Genomic DNA, 17,407 nt, shown 5'->3' with positions numbered 1-17,407 from the left:
GAACGATGTGTGGCCCGTCGACCCTGATTCCGTAACACGGAGAAAACCTGAACCCAGTTCAACGCGGGAACAATCCAGCCAGCATCCGCACACCGATCAACCAGGCACCGAGGAGCACCTGCATGTCCGATTCGCAGAAGGTGGCCGACCGGCCGGACGTCCCGCCCCCGGCGGCGAACAGCGTCGACCGGTTCTTCAAGATCTCCGCGCGCGGATCCACCTTCGGCCGGGAGATACGCGGCGGCTTCGCCACGTTCTTCACCATGGCCTACATCCTTGTCCTGAATCCCCTCATCCTGGGCAGCGCCAAGGACAAGTTCGGCCACCAGCTGGACGCCGTCCAACTGACCACCGCCACCGCCCTGGTGGCCGCCGTCATGACGGTCCTCATGGGCGTCGGCGGCAATCTGCCCCTCGCCCTCGCCGCCGGACTCGGCCTGAACGCCGTCGTCGCCTTCCAGATCGCCCCGCTGATGAGCTGGGACGACGCCATGGGCCTGATCGTCCTGGAGGGCCTGCTGATCTGCGTGCTGGTGGTGACCGGTCTGCGCGAGGCCGTCATGCACGCCATCCCGCAGCCGCTGAAGCAGGCGATCAGTGTCGGGATCGGCCTGTTCATCGCCTTCATCGGCTTCGTCGACGCCGGGTTCGTCAGCCGGATCCCGGACGCCGCGAACACCACCGTGCCGGTGCAGCTGGGCGGCTCCGGCACGCTCACCGGGTGGCCGATTCTCGTCTTCTGCCTCGGCGTGCTGCTGACCGTCGGACTGCTCGCCCGCAAGGTCAAGGGCGCCATCCTGATCAGCATCGTGACCATGACGGCGGTGGCGATCTTGATCAACTCCACTGCCGACATCAAGAACTGGGGTCTGACGACCCCTCAGTGGCCCGACCGGCTGGTCGACGCCCCGGACTTCGGGCTGCTCGGCGACTTCAGTCTGTTCGGCGCGTTCGGTCAGGCGAGCGTCATCACCGTCGCCCTGCTGGTGTTCACACTGATCCTGTCCGACTTCTTCGACACCATGGGCACGGTCGTCGGCATCAGCGCCGAGGCCGGCCTGCTGGACGAGGAGGGCAAGGTCCCCGGCCTCGGCCGGGTGCTGCTGATCGACGGTGCCGCGGCCGTGGCGGGCGGCGCGGCCTCCGCCTCCTCCGCGACCTCCTACATCGAGTCGGCGGCCGGCGTCGGCGAGGGCGCCCGCACCGGCTTCGCCAACCTGGTCACCGGCGGCCTGTTCGGCCTGGCGCTGTTCCTGACCCCGCTGCTGACCATCGTGCCGCTCCAGGCGGCGGCCCCGGCCCTGGTCGCCGTTGGCTTCCTGATGATGACCCAGGTCAAGCACATCGACTGGGACCGGTACGACATCGCCGTCCCGGCGTTCCTGACCATCGCCGTGATGCCGTTCACGTACTCCATCACCAACGGCATCGGCGCCGGTTTCCTCGCCTACGTCGTCATCAAGACGGTCCTGGGCCGGGCCAAGGAGGTCCACTGGCTGCTGTGGGGGACCTCGGCGCTGTTCCTGGTGTACTTCGCGATCGACCCGATCGAGCAGGTCCTGGGCGTGAAGTAGCGGCGAGGGCGACGGGCCGCCCCCCGGGGGGAAGGGGGGCGGCCCGTCTCTTCAGATGGCTTTCGCGCGGCGGAGGTTCACGCACCGGGTCAGTTCTCCAGCGCGGCTTCCATCATCGCCTTGGCGACCGGGGCCGCCAGGCCGTTGCCGCTGACCTCGGAGCGGGCCGCGTCGGACTGCTCCACCATCACCGCGACGGCGACCTCCTTGCCCGAGGAGTCGGACTTGGCGTACGAGGTGAACCAGGCGTACGGCGTCTTGCTGTTGTTCTCGCCGTGCTGGGCCGTGCCCGTCTTGCCGCCCACCGTCGCGCCCGGGACCTGCGCGTTGGTGCCGGTGCCCTTGTCGACCACCGTCCGCATCGCCGACCGGAGCTGCTCGGCCGTCGAGGAGCTGATGATCTCCTTCGTGCCCGCCTCGTCGTCGTAGTCCTTGAGCACATCGCCGCCGCTGTCGGTGATCTGCGAGACCATATGCGGCGAGACGAGCTTGCCGCCGTTGGCTATGGTCGCCGACACCAGGGCCATCTGGAGCGGGGTCGCGGTGACGTCGAACTGGCCGATGCCCGTCAGCGCCGTCTCCGACGGGTACATGTCCGACGGGTAGACGCTCGTGTAGGCCCGTACCGGCACGTCCTGCTCGGCGTTGTTGAAGCCGAACTTCTCGGCCATCGCCTTCACCTTGTCCTGGCCCAGGTCGACGGCCATCTTGCCGAACACGTTGTTGCAGGAGTACTGCAGCGCGACCCGGATCGAGGCGTTCTCGCAGGGGGCGTTCGGGTTCTCGTTCGTCAGGTCGCGGGTGGTGCCCGGCAGCCGATACGGGTCGGGGCTGTCGGTGCGCTGGTCCACCGACGAGTACAGGCCGTCCTCCAGCGCGGCCGCCGCCACCACCAGCTTGAACGTCGAGCCCGGCGGCAGCGGCTGGCGCAGCGCGCGGTTGGTCAGCGGCTTGTCCGGGTCCTTGGTCAGCTTCTCCCAGGCCGTCCCGGCGGTGTTCGCGTCGGTCAGCGACGACGGGTCGTACGACGGCGTCGACACCACCGCGAGGATCTTCCCGGTCCTCGGGTCGATCGCGACGGCCGCGCCCTTCTTGTCACCGAGCGCCTGGTACGCCGCCTTCTGCACGTCCGGGTCGATCGTGGTGACCACGTTGCCCGGGTCGGCCCGCCGGTTGGTGATCGTGTCCATCACGGTCTTCAGCCGGCTGTCCGTGCCGTTGAGCAGGTCCTGGTAGATGCCCTCCAGTTGCGTCGGCGCGTAGGCCTGCGAGGCGTAGCCCGTCACCGCCGCGTACAGCGGGCCGTCCGTGTACGTGCGCTTGTACCTGAGGTCGCCCCCCTTCGTCGGTGCCGAGCCGGTGATCGACTTCCCGGCCACGATGATGTTCCCCAGCGGCTCGGAGTACGTCTCGATCGCGTTCCGCCGGTTGTCCTTGTCGTCCGCGAGTGCCTGGCCCTCGTAGAACTGCACCCAGGTCGCCCGCACCAGCAGGGCGAGCACCAGCAGCAGTGTGAAGACCGCAGCGCGCCTGATCGTCTTGTTCATCCCGCTCTGCAGGACGATCGGGATGGATCGGAACGTTCCCTTCCGACGGTTTTCTCATCGTGTGTTCATGAAAGGGGCCGGGCCGTCCCGAGGAACCCCGCCTCGTACGCCGCGATGACGGCCTGTGTCCGGTCCCGGGTTCCCGTCTTGGCCAGGACCGCCGCCACGTGCGTCTTGACGGTGGCGGGACCGACCGCCATACGGCGTGCGATCTCCGCGTTGGTCAGCCCGGCGGCCATGTGCCGCAGCACCTCCCTCTCGCGGCCCGTGAGCTTCCCCACCCAGTCGGGCGGCGCTGGGTACGCGCGCGCGTGCTCGGCGGCCAGGGTCCGCACGGCGGCCGGGAACAGCAGCGTGTCGCTGCGGGCGACCAGCTGGAGCACAGGTGAGCGCGGCGGTGGTCAACGGCGTGACGGTGCTGGTGGACGGCGCGGTGATCGTGCTGGCCTGGTCCTGACCCGGCCGTGGGGTCTGCGGGTGCCCGCCCCGCGCCGAGCTGCCCTGCGGGATGCCCACCTGACTCCCGGCGATCCAGGCGATCTTGAGGGCGATGTACGGCACGCAGGAGACGACGGCGACGGCCCGCAGGAACCGGCGGGTGGGGCCGAGGCCGGCGGTGGGAGCGAGTGACTGCGTCAGGCGCCAAGGCTCCCGCGCGGCCCACGCGCGGCACCTCCTGGGCGGCGACGATCCGCCTCCGCCGCACGGCGGAGAGACCGCTCATCCCGGCAGCGTCAGCACGACCTCGTCGATCTCCTCGCCCCGCGCGGCCGCGTAGCCGGTGGCCCGCGCGGTCACGCGGAACCCGCACTTGTGGAGGACCCGCAGCGACCCCGCGTTGTCCGCCGCCGCCCGGGCGTACAGGGGGCGCTCCGGCACCTCGGCCAGCAGTTCGCGCAGCGCCGCCGTCGCGATGCCCTTGCCCCAGTAGGCCCGATCCACCCAGTACGTCACCTCGCGTTCGCCCGGCGAGCCGTACACCGCCGCGCTGCCGACCACGTCACCGTCGGCGAGCACCGTGCGGACCACGTCGGACGAGGAGCGGATCCGGGCCCAGTGGGCGTCGAAGGCATCCCGGTCGGCCGGGTCCTTCGGGGTGAAGGCCGCCATGCGGAGGGACTCGGGGTCGTTCATCTGCCGGTAGAAGACCGGCAGGTCGCTGTCGTGGACCTCGCGGAGCGCGATGTGCATGGATTCAGAGCCTCCGGGTGGCGAGCGTCAGCCGGTCCCGCGCGTCGAACAGCGCGTCCTTCACCATCTGCTCGTGCGCGGGGGTGAGCCGGGCCACCGGCACCGAGCAGCTGATCGCGTCTCTCGCGGGCGTGCGGTACGGGATGGCCACGCCGAAGCAGCGCAGCCCCAGCGTGTTCTCCTCACGGTCGACCGCGAAGCCCTGGTCGCGCACCTGGTGCAGTTCCTCGATGAGCTTCTCCCGGTCGGTGATCGTGTTCTCGGTCAGTCCGGGCAGCGTCTCGGGCAGCATCTTGCGGACCTGCTCGTCGCTGTACGTGGCGAGGATCGCCTTGCCCAGCGACGTCGAGTGCGCGGGCAGCCGGCGGCCGACCCGGGTGAAGGGGCGCAGGTAGTGCTGCGACTGGCGGGTGGCCAGGTAGACCACGTTGGTGCCGTCGAGGCGGGCGAGGTGGATGGTCTCGGTGGTGTCGTCGGAGAGGCGGTCCAGCGTCGGGCGGGCCGCCGCGACCACCTCGTCGCCGTCGATGTAGGAGGTGCCGACCAGCAGGGCGCGTACGCCGATGCCGTACCGCGTGCCCGTCGCGTCCGTCTCCACCCAGCCGAGGTCGACGAGTGTGCGCAGCAGCATGTAGAGGCTGGACTTGGGATAGCCGACGGCTTCCTGGACCGCCGCCAGGGAGTGCATGCCCGGGCGTCCGGCGAAGTATTCGAGCAGTTCAACGGTCCGTACCGCTGACTTGACCTGCGCCCCGCCGCCTGTCTCGCCTGCCGACATCGCCCTTGACCCCTTCGTTCGACGGGAAATAGTCTCGCCAGCATATTCAGCATCAGAGACAGTGTTCAGTATATCGAACACCCCTGGTGGATGACGTACATACTGCGGCATTGCATGCGGCAATCAATGTGGAGGGACCCGCGGTGGCAGCAGCACCAGTCTGGAGTGTCGACCCCCGAACCGGGAAGCAGCGTGAACAGGTTGCGGTGGAGGCCACAGCCCAGGAGGTGGACGCCGCCGTCCGCGCCGCGCACGAGGCTCGCGGTGCGCTGGCCGACCGCACCGTCCGCTCGGCCTTCCTGCGGTCCTGCGCCGAGGAGCTGGAGGCGGCCAAGGACGGGCTCGTCGAGACCGCCGACGCCGAGACGGCGCTCGGCCCGGTCCGGCTGACCGGCGAGCTCGCCCGCACCTGCTACCAGCTGCGGGCCTTCGCCGACATCGTCGACGAGGGCGCCTTCCTCGACGTCGTGATCAACCACCCCGACGACACGGCGACCCCGCCGGTCCCGGACCTGCGCCGCTACAAGGTGCCGCTGGGCGTCGTCGCCGTCTACTCGGCGTCGAACTTCCCGTTCGCCTTCTCCGTCGCCGGCGGTGACACCGCCAGCGCCCTCGCGGCCGGCTGCCCGGTCGTCGTCAAGGCGCACCCCGACCACCCGGCCCTGTCCGAGCTGGTCGCCAAGGTGCTGCGCCGCGCCGCCGCCCGGCACGGCGTCCCAGAGGCCGTCGTCGGCCTGGTGCACGGCTTCGAGGCGGGCATCGAGCTCATCAAGCACCCGCTGGTCGCCGCGGCCGGCTTCACCGGGTCCGTCAAGGGCGGCCGTGCGCTGTTCGACGCGGCGGCGGCCCGCCCCGTGCCCATCCCGTTCCACGGCGAGCTGGGGTCCCTGAACCCCGTCGTCGTCACCGAGGCCGCGGCCGCCGAGCGCGCCGAGGCGATCGGCTCCGGGCTCGCCGGGTCGATGACGCTGGGCGTCGGCCAGTTCTGCGTGAAGCCGGGCCTGGTGCTCGCGCCGTCCGGCGCGGCGGGCGACCGTCTGCTGAAGTCCCTGACGGACGCGGTCAGCGACACGGACGCCGGGGTCCTCCTCGACCACCGCATGCGCGACAACTTCGTGGCCGGTGTCGCCGAACGCGCCCAACTGCCCGACGTCGAGTCGCCGGTGACGCCCGGCGCGGGCGGCGAGCACACGGTCAGCGCCGGGTTCCTCACCGTGCCGGCGAGCAAGCTGGCGCGGGAGGGCGAGCACGACCTCCTCCTGGAGGAGTGCTTCGGGCCGGTGACCGTCGTCGCCCGCTACGAGGACGAGACCGAGGTCGAGGCCGTGCTGTCGCGGCTGCCGGGCAACCTCACCGCCACCGTGCACCTGTCGGAGCAGGAGGCGGCGGGTGAGGGCCGGGGCGCGGAGCTGCTGCGGGACCTGACGCCGCTGGCCGGGCGTGTGCTGGTGAACGGCTGGCCGACGGGTGTCGCGGTCGCTCCGGCCCAGCACCACGGCGGGCCGTACCCGGCGACGACGTCGACGTCCACGTCGGTGGGCGGCACGGCGATCGAGCGGTGGCTGCGGCCGGTGGTGTACCAGAACGCGCCGGAGGCGCTGCTGCCGCCGGAGCTCAAGGACGACAACCCACTGGGGCTGCCCCGCCGCTTCAACGGCCGACTGGAACGCTGATCGTCGAACACCCGCACAAAGAAAGGGAAACTGGGAGACTCGGGGCATGGACGTCAGCCTCCCCGAACTCCCTTTTCCCCTGCGTACCTACGGCCCCGACGGGCACTGGTCCTACGAGGACGGTGTGCTCACCGGGTGGGCCGGGGCCCGGCAGGACCGCTTCGTGCCGCCCACCGACGAGGCACTGGACCCCGCCTCCGACGCGCCACGGCTGCTCGGGGCGCCCGAGGGCGACTTCCAGCTGATCGCCCGCGTCACGGTCGGGTTCGCCGCGGCCTTCGACGCCGGGGTGCTGTACGTCCATGTCGGCGAGCGGGCCTGGGCCAAGCTGTGCCTGGAGTACTCCCCGGCCGTGCCCACCGTCTGCACGGTGGTCACCCGGGGCCACTCCGACGACGCCAACTCCTTCACGGTGGACGGCAGTTCCGTCTGGCTCCGGGTGAGCCGCACCGGCCGCGCCTTCGCCTTCCACGCCTCCCGCGACGGACGACGCTGGACCTTCGTCCGCCTCTTCACCCTGGGAGACGAGAAGGAGACGGGCGCGGCCCTGGTCGGCTTCATGACGCAGTCCCCGATGGGGGAGGGGTGTGTGGTGACGTACGACCACATCGAGTTCCGGGCGAGCTGGCCGAGCGACCTGCGGGACGGCAGCTGAGCGGCACGGCGCCGGCGGCGGGCCGCGCGGGAACCGGCGCGGCGGGGGGACACGTCCTCCCCTGCATGATCGCACCGCACAGGACCGTCCAGACCCCGGTGATCAGAACCGCCCTGCCCGTCGAGGCCCCGGCCGTCGCCGAGCTGCACACCCGTGCCCGGTCGACGTACTACCCCGACGGCCTTCCCGACGACGGCGCCGACTGGCCGGCCAGGTGGCGGCAGGCCATCGAGCGGTCCGACGGGCGGGTGCTGTGCGCCGTGCGCGACGGCCGGCTGGTGGGCATCGCCTCCTTCCGCACACCGGAGGGGGCCTGCGCGGACACGGTCAAGCTGTTCCAGTTCCACGTCGATCCCGGCCACTGGCGCACCGGCGTGGGCACCGCCCTGCACACCGCCTGCCTGGAGGAGTGGCGGGCCGACGGCAGACGCACGGCCGTCCTGGAGGTCCACACCGGCAACCGGCGCGCCCAGGCCTTCTACGCGCGCCAGGGCTGGACACCGGACCCGGATCACCCGCCGGCCGACGGCGGCCACCATCTGCGCCTGCGGCTGACGGTGGCCGGGGCAGCAGAACCGGGGACGCCCCCGGAGCACGGCGGGGAATGAACCCGGCTGCTTGAACGTTCATGCATCCGGCGGAGGGAGTCTCCGTACCCCGTACGACCTGGAGAGAGCCGAAGCATGCGCGTCGAGATCTGGAGCGACATCGCCTGCCCCTGGTGCTATGTGGGCAAGGCCCGCTTCGAGAAGGCACTGGCGGCCTTCCCGCACCACGACGCCGTCGAGGTGGTGCACCGGTCCTTCGAACTGGACCCGGGCCGCGCCGAGGGCGACGTCGAGCCGGTCGTCACCATGCTCACCAGGAAGTACGGGATGAGCCCGGCCCAGGCCGAGGCCGGCGAGGACAACCTGGGCCGGCTGGCCGCCGCCGAGGGCCTGGACTACCGCACCCGCGGCCGGGACCACGGCAGCACCTTCGCCATGCACCGCCTGCTGCACTTCGCCAAGGAGCACGGCAGGCAGGACGAGCTGCTCCAGATCCTCTACCGCGCGAACTTCGCCGAGGAGCGGTCCGTCTACTCCGAAGGCGCCGAGCGGCTCGTGGAACTGGCCGCCGAGGCCGGGCTCGACACCGACGCGGCCCGCCGCGTGCTCGCCGACCCGACCGCTTACGCCGACGACGTCCGCGCCGACGAGCGCGAGGCCGCGCAGCTCGGCGCGACCGGGGTTCCGTTCTTCGTCCTGGACCGCAAGTACGGCGTCTCCGGAGCCCAGCCCGCCGAGGTCTTCACCCAGGCGCTGACGCAGGCATGGGGCGAGCGCCCGCCCCTGCGGCTGATCGAGCAGCGGCAGGACGAGGCGGACGCGTGCGGACCGGACGGCTGCGCCGTGCCGCGGGGCTGAAACCCGCAGGCCGGGGAGCACCTATAAGCGTTCCTTGGCGGTACCGCGTAGAAGTCGGCAATGGACGGGGAGGTCCCGGGGCCGCAGAGTGGTCCCATGGAGACCTTCGAGAACCTCGTCCGTGCCGAGTTCGCCCCGAAGAGCACCTTCCTCAACACCGCGAGCAGCGGACTGCTCCCCGCCCGCACCGTCACCGCCCTCACCGAGGCCGCCCGCCTGAGGTTCGAGGGCCGTCCGCTGGACACGCTGTTCGCGGACGTCGAGGCAGCCCGCGCATCCTTCGCCCGGCTGGCCGGTGTCCCGGTCACCCGGGTGGCGGCCGGCGCCTCGGTCGCCGCCCACACCGGACTGGTCGCGGCCTCGCTGCCCGCCGGCGCCGAGGTCCTCACCGCCGAGGACGACTTCACCTCCGTCGTCAACCCGTTCCACGTCCGCGGCGACCTCAAGGTGCGCGCCGTGCCCCTGGAGCGGCTCGCCGAGTCCGTCCGGCCGGGCACCGCGCTCGTCGCCGTCAGCGCCGCCCAGTCCGCCGACGGCCGGATCGCCGACCTGCCCGCGCTGCGCGAGGCGGCCCGCGCGCACGGGGCGCGCACGTACGTCGACTTCTCGCAGGCCGCCACCTGGCTGCCGATGCAGGCCGACGCGTACGACTACACCGTCTCCGTCTGCTACAAGTGGCTGCTCGGACCGCACGGGGCCGGCTTCCTGGTCGTCCCGGAGGACTTCGGCGGGCTGACGCCGATCCTGGCCGGGTGGGTCGCGGGCGAGAACCCCTGGGACAGCTGCTACGGCCCCGTCACCGAACCCGCCCACTCCGCCCGGCGGTTCGACCTGCCCCCGGCCCTGTTCACCTACGCCGGGCTGCGCCGGTCCCTCGCCCTGATCGAGGAACTCGGCGTGGACGCCATCCGCGCCCACGACCTCGCCCTCGCCGACCGCTTCCGCGCGGGTCTCGCCGAGCTCGGGCACGAGCCCGTCGCGGCACCCGGCTCGGCGATCGTCTCCGTGCCCGGACTCGGCCACCGGCAGCCCGCGTTGAGCGAGGCCGGCATCGAGGTGTCGAACCGCGCGGGCAACCTGCGGGCGTCCTTCCACCTGTACAACACGGCCGCCGACGTCGACCGTCTGCTGGACGTGCTCTCCGGCTGACGCAACGGGGCAGGGGCCTCCCGTGGCACACAAGGAGGCCCCTGCCCGGCGGTCAGGTCACCCGGTCACCGCACCGGCGTGAAGTCCCGCGCCCCGATGAACTCAGGCCGCCGCACCGGCGCAGCGAACGGCTCCACGGCCGTGTTCTCCACGCTGTTGAACACGATGAACACGTTGCTGCGCGGGAACGGCGTGATGTTGTCCCCGGAGCCGTGCATGGCGTTGCAGTCGAACCAGGTCGCCGAACCCGCCTTGCCGGTGAACAGCTTGATGCCGTGCTCGGAGGCCAGCTTGGTCAGCGCCTCGTCGGAGGGCGTGCCCGCGTCCTGCATCTGCAGCGACTTCTTGTAGTTGTCCTTCGGCGTGGCCCCCGCACACCCGAGGAACGTCTTGTGCGACCCCGGCATGATCATGAGTCCGCCGTTGGTGTCGTAGTTCTCGGTCAGCGCGATCGAGACCGACACCGTGCGCATGCGGGGCAGCCCGTCCTCGGCGTGCCAGGTCTCGAAGTCCGAGTGCCAGTAGAAGCCACTGGCCCCGAAGCCCGGCTTGACGTTGATCCGCGACTGGTGGACGTACACGTCCGAGCCGAGGATCTGCCGCGCCCGGCCGACGACCCGCTCGTCGCGCACCAGATTCGCGAACACCTCGCTGATGCGGTGCACCTCGAAGACGGACCGGATCTCCTTCGACTTCGGCTCCACGATGGAGCGTTCGTCGGCGCGGATCTCCGGGTCGGTGACCAGCCGCTCCAGCTCCTGGCGGTAGACGGCGACCTCGTCCTCGGTGATGAGCTCCTCGATGGCGAGGAAGCCGTCACGCTCGAAGGCCTGCAGGTCGACGGGCTCGAAGGGCCCGGGCGCGTCGGGCGCGCCCCAGACCACCGGGTCCTGGCGCGGGATCAGCACCTCGCTGGTGCCTCGGCTGGGGTAGAGATCGGTGACGGTGGTCGTGGTCACGATGAATCACACCTCCTCGGGTTCGGTGAGCAGCGGGTAGACGCCGTTCTCGTCGTGGTCCTCCCGTCCGGTCACGGGCGGGTTGAACACACAGAGGCAGCGGAAGTCCTCCTTGACCTTCAGCGTGTGCCGCTCGTGCCCGTCCAGGAGGTACATGGTGCCGGGCGTGATGGTGTAGCTCTGCCCGGTCTCGTGGTCGGTCAGTTCGGCCTCGCCCTGGACGCAGACCACGGCCTCGACGTGGTTGGCGTACCACATCGACGTCTCCGTACCGGCGTACAGGGTCGTCTCGTGCAGGGAGAAGCCGACCCGCTCGCGGGCGAGCACGATGCGTTTGCTCTCCCACGTCCCGGACGCGGCCTTCACATGCCGGTCGGTGCCTTCGATGTCCTTGAAGGAACGGACAATCACGGTGCTGCGATGCCTCCTAGATAGCGTCGGTCAGGCGGTTCACGCGCTTCACGTGCTTCACGCGGTTCACGGGTGCACGCGGTTCAGGCGGTTTCGCGGACGGCGCGGGCGAGCGTGGTCAGTCCCTCGTCCAGCTCGTCGGGGGTCACGGTCAGGGCGGGCAGCAGCTTGACGACCTCGCTCTCGGGGCCGGACGTCTCGATGAGCAGGCCGAGTTCGAAAGCGCGCCGCGCGACACGCTCGGCCCGCGTCCTGTCGTGGAACTCCATGCCCCACACCAGGCCGCGGCCCCGGTACTCCTTGACGTCGGCGAGGTTCTCCTCGGTGATGGAGATCAGCGCCTGCTCGACCTGCTCGCCGCGCGTGCGGGTCTGCTTCTCCATCGCCGAGCCGTCCGCCCAGTACGCCTCCAGGGCCGCGGTCGCGGTGACGAAGGCGGGGTTGTTGCCGCGGAAGGTGCCGTTGTGCTCGCCCGGCTCCCACACGTCCAGCTCGGGCTTGAACAGGCACAGCGACATGGGCAGGCCGTAGCCGCTGATGGACTTGGACACGGTGACGATGTCGGGCGTGATCCCGGCCTCCTCGAAGGAGAAGAACGCGCCCGTACGACCGCACCCCATCTGGATGTCGTCGACGATCAGCAGCATGTCGCGCCGCTCGCACAGCTCGGCGAGCCCGCGCAGCCACTCCGCCCGGGCGACGTTGATGCCGCCCTCGCCCTGCACGGTCTCGACGATGACCGCGGCCGGGCGGTTGAGGCCGGAGCCCTGGTCCTCCAGCAGCCGCTCGAACCACAGGAAGTCCGGGACCTGACCGTCGAGGTAGTTGTCGAACGGCATGGGCGTGCCGTGCACCAGCGGGATGCCGGCACCGGCCCGCTTGAAGGCGTTGCCGGTCACGGCCAGCGAGCCCAGCGACATGCCGTGGAAGGCGTTGGTGAAGGACACGATGGCCTCGCGGCCCTTGACCTTCCGCGCCAGTTTCAGCGCGGCCTCGACGGCGTTGGTGCCGGTCGGGCCCGGGAACATGACCTTGTACGGCAGGTCGCGCGGGCGCAGCACCAGGTTCTGGAAGGACTCCAGGAAGGCGCGCTTGGCCGTCGTCGACATGTCGAGGCCGTGGGTGACGCCGTCCCGTGCCAGGTAGTCGATCAACGCCCGTTTCAGCACGGGGTTGTTGTGCCCGTAGTTGAGTGAGCCGGCTCCGGCGAAGAAGTCGAGGTACTCGTGGCCGTCCTCGTCGTACATGCGGCTGCCCACCGCACGGTCGAAGACGGTCGGCCAGCCGCGGCAGTAGCTGCGCACCTCGGACTCGAGGGTCTCGAAGACGCTCAGGTCGGGCTGGGTGATGGTCACGACGAATCGCTCCTCGATGCGTGGGGGAGGTCGGGGGGAGTCGGAAGGGTCACTGGGACAGGGGGCCGATGCGGTACAGGACCTCGGGATCGTGCGGGCCGTCGGGGAACAGGCCCGCGTCGAACAGCACCTCGCGCTCCAGCCGGGCGCCGCGGCGCTCGGCGAACGACGTGAACAGGCGCTCGGAGGCGGTGTTGCCCGGGGTGATGGTGGTCTCCACGGTGGTCACCCCGTGCTCCGCGACGGCACGCGTGGCCAGCCCGTCGAGCAGTGCGGCGGCGAGCCCGCGACCGCGGTGGGCCTCGTCCACCGCCACCTGCCAGACGAGCAGGGTGCCCGGGCTGTCCGGCCGGACGTAGCCGGTGATGAAGCCGACGGGCTCGCCGTGCTCGTCGCGTGCGACGGCCGAGGTGGCGGCGAAGTCGCGGCACCACAGCAGATAGCTGTACGACGAGTTCAGGTCGAGAGCCTTCGAGTCCTTCGCTATCCGCCACAACGCGGCCCCGTCCGCCACCGACGGACGATCGATTTGCAGGTCTGCTTGTGCGGCAGTCATGCGAAGCGAATTTACCGAGCGAAATTCGAAATTGCATCGCCCTGCGGGGTTACGTACAAGCGCGACGTGTGTTATCACGCGGGCGCGTGGGTTCGCGCGAGACGACGGAAGAATGACGCGGTCTGTCCGGAAAATACCGGACAAAGCGGCGGTGATGTGTAACGCGTCACAACCGTGTAACCCTTACGAGATCTGCCCGAATCACGTCGTTCCGCGTTCGCAGAATCTTTGCGTTTAGGTTCGGGAGAAGCGGGCAGAAGAAAACGGGAAGCTACCCACGGAAAGTGTAGGAATGCAATTCCCGGAATTACGCTGAATCCAGGCTACGGTCACTCCGTCGATACGTTCACGCCCGTGTGTGAGCCCGATGGGACTCCGGCGCCGGTTCGTCTCCCGGCGCCAGGCCCGCTCCTACTGCCAGGCCCTTTCCGCCGCCCTCAGCGCCTCCGCCACGTCCACGTCCAGGCCCCTCTCGGCCAGGGCGAAACCCAGTGCCGTCAGGCTCGACCGCACTGCTGCCCGGGTGGCGTCGGCGCCGTAGTGGTTGACCCGGATCATCTCCTTGGCCAGCGGGCCTCCACCGGCGGCCAGCGGCACCGCCGGGTCGGCCTCCAGCGCCCGACGCACCAGCTCCGCGGCCACGACACCGGACGGTGCCCGCAAAGTCGTGGCGACCGGCGCCGCCTGCGCGACCTCGTGCACGTACGGCTCCAGGCCCCCGCCCAGCGCGAGCGCCCCGGCCCGGGTGGCCGCCGCGGCCGACGCGTGCCGCGCCATCACGGTCTCCAGCCCCTCGCGCTCGATCCGCTCGACGCACGCCTCCAGCGCCAGCATCTCCAGCTGTGCGGGAGCGTGCGGCAGCGCCCTGCGGCCGCCGTCGATCCAGCGTTCCTTCCAGTCCAGCAGGGAGAGGTACGACCGGCGCGGCGCCCGGGGGTTCGCCGCCATGCGGGTCCAGGCCCGCTCACTCACCGACACCGCCGACACCCCGGCGGGACCGCCCATCGCCTTCTGCGCGCCGATCACGCACAGGTCGACGCCCCACGCGTCCGGCAGCACCGGTTCCGCGCCGACCGACGCCACCGCGTCCAGGTGGAACAGCGCGCCGTGCGCCCGCACGACCTCCCCGATCTCCGCGACCGGGTTGGTGTTCCCCGTCGCCGCCTCGGCGTGCACCAGCGACACGAAGTCGATCTCCGGGTGCTCCGCGAACGCCTCACTGATCTGGCCGGCCGTGACCGCCGTGTGGAAGGGCACCGCGAGGTCGATCACCGTCGCGCCGCAGTCCCTCAGCCAGTTCCCGAAGGTCTGCCCGTACGGCCCGGTGATCACGTTCAGCGCCGTGGTGCCGGGCCCGGCGACCCCGCGTATGGCTCCCTCCAGCGGCAGCAGCGCCTCGCCCTGCGGGATCACGACGTCCTGCTCGGTGCGGAGCAGCCGCGCCACCCGGTCCTCGATCGAGGCGAAGTGCGCGGCGCTCAAGGGGGCCAGGTCGAGGAGGGGGTGGGTCACGGGTGTGCTCTCTTCGCTCGTCTCGTCACTCGGTGGTGGACGCAGTCGAGGGTAACCGGGGTGTCGGGGCCGCCCCCCGGCCCCAGACCTGGTTTGAAAGACCAGCTTCCTCCCCATAATCGGAATAATCGGAACTCGCGTTCCCTCACAGGAGGCTCCTCCGTGAACACGTTCCCCGGGCGCAGGGCCCGCATCCTGGCCGCCACCACCGCGACGGCCGGGCTGATGCTCGTGGCCGGCTGCGCCTCGGACGAAGAGGGCGGCAGCGGCACGAAGACCGCCGCGGGCGGGGTGGAGCTGGTCAAGGCCGGTCAGCTGACCACCTGCACCCACCTGCCGTACCCGCCCTTCCAGTCCGAGATCGACGGCAAGGTGCAGGGCTTCGACGTCTCGCTCATCGACCTCGTCGCCGACGACCTGGGCGTGAAGCAGCAGATCCTCGACACGCCCTTCGAGAATTTCAAGACCGGCGCGTTCCTCAACTCCGGCGAGTGCGACCTGGCCGCCGCCGGCATGACCATCACGGAAGAGCGCAAGAAGAACGTCGACTTCTCCGACCCCTACTTCAACGCCACCCAGGCCCTCCTCGTGGACAAGAACAGCGGCGTCGGCTCGCTCGCCGACGTGAAGTCCAAGGGCGTGAAGCTCGGCGCCCAGGCGCAGACCACCGGCGAGGACTACGCGAAGAAGCAGGGCCTCGACCCGGTCTCCTTCGAGTCCTCGGACGCGGTCCTCAACGGCCTGCGCACCGGCCAGGTCAAGGCCGTCGTCATCGACTACCCGGTGGTGCAGGGCTGGCTGAAGGACAAGGCGAACGCCGACGCCTTCCAGGTCGCCGAGAACATCAACACCGGTGAGCAGTACGGCTTCACGGTGAAGAAGGGCAACACCAAGCTGCTCGCCGCCATCAACAAGGCGCTGGCCGACGCGAAGGCCGACGGCACGTACAAGGAGCTGTACGAGCGCTGGATCGGCCCGTACGACGAGTCCGCGGCGTCCCCGTCGGCCTCATGACCGGCACGGACCAGCACGTCCAACCGAAGAAGAAGGGACTGACCCGCCGCCAGAAGCGAGGCGTGTCGCGCGGTGTCCAGTACGCCGTCTTCGTCGCGGCCGTGATCGCCTTCGCGGTCCTCGCCGACTGGGACCGGCTGCGCAACCAGTTCGCGCAGCAGGACATCGCGGAGCAGATGTTCCCCGACGTCATCACGCTGGCGTTGAAGAACACCGTGCTCTACACCGTGACCGGCTTCGCCGTAGGACTGGCCCTCGGCATGGTGATCGCGCTGATGCGGCTGTCGTCCGTGGGCCCCTACCGCTGGCTCGCCGGCGTCTACATCGAGATCTTCCGCGGCCTGCCCGCCCTGCTGATCTTCATCTTCATCGGCGTGGCCGTGCCGCTGGCCTTCCCGGGCACCGAGATCCCCGGCGGCACCTACGGCAAGGTCGCCCTCGCGCTCGGCCTGGTGGCCGCCGCGTACATGGCGGAGACGATCCGCGCGGGCATCCAGGCAGTGCCGAAGGGGCAGATGGAGGCGGCCCGTTCGCTGGGCTTCTCACCCGCCCGCGCGATGGTGTCGATCATCATCCCGCAGGCGTTCCGCATCATCCTGCCGCCGCTGACCAACGAGCTCGTCCTGCTCTTCAAGGACTCCTCCCTGGTGCTGTTCCTCGGTGTCACCCTGGAGGAGCGCGAGCTGTCCAAGTACGGCCGCGACCTGGCCAGCCAGACCGCCAACTCCACGCCGATCCTCGTTGCCGGGCTGTGCTACCTGCTGGTCACGATCCCGCTCGGCTTCGTCGTCCGCCGTCTGGAGGCCAAGGCCCAGGAGGCCGTGAAATGACCCGCCCCGAGATCGAGGTCCGCGACCTGCACAAGTCCTTCGGCACCAACGAGGTGCTGCGGGGCATCGACCTGGAGATCGGACAGGGCGACGTCGTCTGCGTCATCGGCCCGTCCGGTTCCGGCAAGTCGACCCTGCTGCGGTGTGTCAACCTGCTGGAGGAGCCGACGAAGGGGCAGGTCTTCGTCGGCGGCACCGAGCTGACGGACCCCGACGTCGACATCGACGCCGTGCGCCGCCGCATCGGCATGGTCTTCCAGCAGTTCAACCTGTTCCCCCACCTCACGGTGACCGAGAACCTCACCTTGCCGCAGCGCCGGGTGCTCAGGCGCCCCAAGACGGAGGCCGCCCGGATCGCCGCCGAGAACCTGGCCCGGGTGGGCCTGTCCGAGAAGGCGACCGCCTACCCGTCGTCCCTCTCCGGCGGGCAGCAGCAGCGAGTCGCCATCGCCCGGGCGCTGGCGATGGGCCCCGAGGTGATGCTGTTCGACGAGCCGACCTCGGCGCTCGACCCCGAGCTGGTGGGCGACGTCCTGGCCGTGATGCGCATGCTGGCGAACGAGGGCATGACGATGATGGTCGTCACCCACGAGATGACCTTCGCCCGCGAGGTCGCCGACCGGGTCGTCTTCATGGACGGCGGAGTGATCGTCGAGGACGGCACTCCCGAGCAGGTCATCGGCGCCCCGCGCCACGAACGCACCCGCCACTTCCTCTCCCGTCTCCTCGACCCCGCGATGGCGGAGGTGGAGGAGGAGACGTCGGACCAGGTGGGTCGGAAGGACCGGCCGTGACAC

Annotated in this window: 17 protein-coding genes and 1 pseudogene; 9 read left to right on the top strand and 9 right to left on the bottom strand. The window is 70.4% G+C overall.

The features are described from left to right. The first annotated feature begins 122 nt into the window (after positions 1-122). The gene (locus ACFPZJ_RS23360; protein WP_381024923.1) at positions 123-1,574 is read left to right on the top strand and encodes an NCS2 family permease; all 1,452 of its coding nucleotides are present in this window, start codon (positions 123-125) and stop codon (positions 1,572-1,574) included. An 89-nt stretch (positions 1,575-1,663) separates the two neighbouring features. Here the strand turns inward: ACFPZJ_RS23360 and ACFPZJ_RS23355 are convergent, their stop codons facing one another. The 4 genes and pseudogenes from ACFPZJ_RS23355 to ACFPZJ_RS23340 all read right to left on the bottom strand — a co-directional run bounded on the left by ACFPZJ_RS23355 (position 1,664) and on the right by ACFPZJ_RS23340 (position 5,090). Further along, entirely contained in the window at positions 1,664-3,121 is a 1,458-nt protein-coding gene (locus ACFPZJ_RS23355; RefSeq protein WP_381024921.1) for a peptidoglycan D,D-transpeptidase FtsI family protein, read from the bottom strand. Positions 3,122-3,186: 65 nt separating this feature from the next. After that, positions 3,187-3,501, bottom strand: a pseudogene (locus ACFPZJ_RS23350) (response regulator transcription factor); the annotation flags it as partial. Between the two features lie 340 nt (positions 3,502-3,841). Next, positions 3,842-4,312 carry a GNAT family N-acetyltransferase gene (locus ACFPZJ_RS23345; RefSeq protein ID WP_381024918.1) on the bottom strand — a complete coding sequence of 157 codons (471 nt, stop codon included), beginning with the start codon at positions 4,310-4,312 and terminating at the stop codon, positions 3,842-3,844. A 4-nt stretch (positions 4,313-4,316) separates the two neighbouring features. After that, positions 4,317-5,090 carry an IclR family transcriptional regulator gene (locus ACFPZJ_RS23340; protein WP_381024916.1) on the bottom strand — a complete coding sequence of 258 codons (774 nt, stop codon included), beginning with the start codon at positions 5,088-5,090 and terminating at the stop codon, positions 4,317-4,319. A gap of 143 nt (positions 5,091-5,233) precedes the next feature. Here ACFPZJ_RS23340 and ACFPZJ_RS23335 point away from each other — a divergent pair, with 143 nt between their 5' ends. The 5 genes from ACFPZJ_RS23335 to ACFPZJ_RS23315 all read left to right on the top strand — a co-directional run bounded on the left by ACFPZJ_RS23335 (position 5,234) and on the right by ACFPZJ_RS23315 (position 9,973). Beyond that, the gene (locus ACFPZJ_RS23335) at positions 5,234-6,763 is read left to right on the top strand and encodes an aldehyde dehydrogenase (NADP(+)) (RefSeq protein ID WP_381024914.1); all 1,530 of its coding nucleotides are present in this window, start codon (positions 5,234-5,236) and stop codon (positions 6,761-6,763) included. A gap of 46 nt (positions 6,764-6,809) precedes the next feature. Beyond that, positions 6,810-7,418, top strand: coding sequence for a DUF1349 domain-containing protein (locus ACFPZJ_RS23330; RefSeq protein ID WP_381024912.1), 609 nt, complete (start codon positions 6,810-6,812; stop codon positions 7,416-7,418). Between the two features lie 65 nt (positions 7,419-7,483). Beyond that, entirely contained in the window at positions 7,484-8,026 is a 543-nt protein-coding gene (locus tag ACFPZJ_RS23325; RefSeq protein ID WP_381024909.1) for a GNAT family N-acetyltransferase, read from the top strand. A 75-nt stretch (positions 8,027-8,101) separates the two neighbouring features. After that, positions 8,102-8,824 (top strand): DsbA family oxidoreductase, encoded by a 723-nt coding sequence (locus ACFPZJ_RS23320; RefSeq protein WP_381024907.1) that lies wholly within the window; start codon positions 8,102-8,104, stop codon positions 8,822-8,824. Between the two features lie 96 nt (positions 8,825-8,920). Then, a complete protein-coding gene (locus ACFPZJ_RS23315) occupies positions 8,921-9,973 on the top strand; it encodes an aminotransferase class V-fold PLP-dependent enzyme (RefSeq protein ID WP_381024905.1) in 1,053 nt (350 codons plus the stop codon). Between the two features lie 65 nt (positions 9,974-10,038). Here the strand turns inward: ACFPZJ_RS23315 and thpD are convergent, their stop codons facing one another. The 5 genes from thpD to ACFPZJ_RS23290 form a co-directional block, all read right to left on the bottom strand. Then, positions 10,039-10,932: an ectoine hydroxylase gene (thpD, locus tag ACFPZJ_RS23310; RefSeq protein ID WP_381024903.1), complete on the bottom strand. Its 894-nt coding sequence runs from the start codon at positions 10,930-10,932 to the stop codon at positions 10,039-10,041. A gap of 6 nt (positions 10,933-10,938) precedes the next feature. Continuing rightward, on the bottom strand, positions 10,939-11,343 hold the full coding sequence (locus tag ACFPZJ_RS23305; protein ID WP_381024901.1) for an ectoine synthase: 405 nt from the start codon (positions 11,341-11,343) through the stop codon (positions 10,939-10,941). Positions 11,344-11,426: 83 nt separating this feature from the next. Beyond that, a complete protein-coding gene (ectB, locus tag ACFPZJ_RS23300; protein ID WP_381024898.1) occupies positions 11,427-12,698 on the bottom strand; it encodes a diaminobutyrate--2-oxoglutarate transaminase in 1,272 nt (423 codons plus the stop codon). 49 nt (positions 12,699-12,747) lie between these two features. Next, positions 12,748-13,254, bottom strand: a complete 507-nt coding sequence (gene ectA / locus ACFPZJ_RS23295) for a diaminobutyrate acetyltransferase (RefSeq protein WP_381024895.1) — start codon at positions 13,252-13,254, stop codon at positions 12,748-12,750. 411 nt (positions 13,255-13,665) lie between these two features. Next, positions 13,666-14,766, bottom strand: coding sequence for a pyridoxal-phosphate-dependent aminotransferase family protein (locus ACFPZJ_RS23290; RefSeq protein WP_381024892.1), 1,101 nt, complete (start codon positions 14,764-14,766; stop codon positions 13,666-13,668). 162 nt (positions 14,767-14,928) lie between these two features. On the opposite strand from ACFPZJ_RS23290, the gene ACFPZJ_RS23285 reads away from it, so the two are divergent. The 3 genes from ACFPZJ_RS23285 to ACFPZJ_RS23275 are packed head-to-tail and all read left to right on the top strand — an operon-like array spanning position 14,929 to position 17,404. Further along, on the top strand, positions 14,929-15,780 hold the full coding sequence (locus ACFPZJ_RS23285; RefSeq protein WP_381024890.1) for a transporter substrate-binding domain-containing protein: 852 nt from the start codon (positions 14,929-14,931) through the stop codon (positions 15,778-15,780). Next, the gene (locus ACFPZJ_RS23280; protein WP_381024887.1) at positions 15,777-16,610 is read left to right on the top strand and encodes an amino acid ABC transporter permease; all 834 of its coding nucleotides are present in this window, start codon (positions 15,777-15,779) and stop codon (positions 16,608-16,610) included. The genes ACFPZJ_RS23285 and ACFPZJ_RS23280 overlap by 4 nt, the downstream gene beginning before the upstream one ends. Further along, a complete protein-coding gene (locus tag ACFPZJ_RS23275) occupies positions 16,607-17,404 on the top strand; it encodes an amino acid ABC transporter ATP-binding protein (RefSeq protein WP_381024884.1) in 798 nt (265 codons plus the stop codon). The genes ACFPZJ_RS23280 and ACFPZJ_RS23275 overlap by 4 nt, the downstream gene beginning before the upstream one ends. The last annotated feature ends 3 nt before the right edge of the window (positions 17,405-17,407 follow it).

Source organism: Streptomyces bullii (assembly GCF_042657145.1).
Classification (GTDB): Bacteria; Actinomycetota; Actinomycetes; order Streptomycetales; family Streptomycetaceae; genus Streptomyces; species Streptomyces bullii.
The sequence above is the reverse complement of the archived record's forward strand: the minus strand, read 5'-3'. Positions and strand labels throughout refer to the sequence as shown.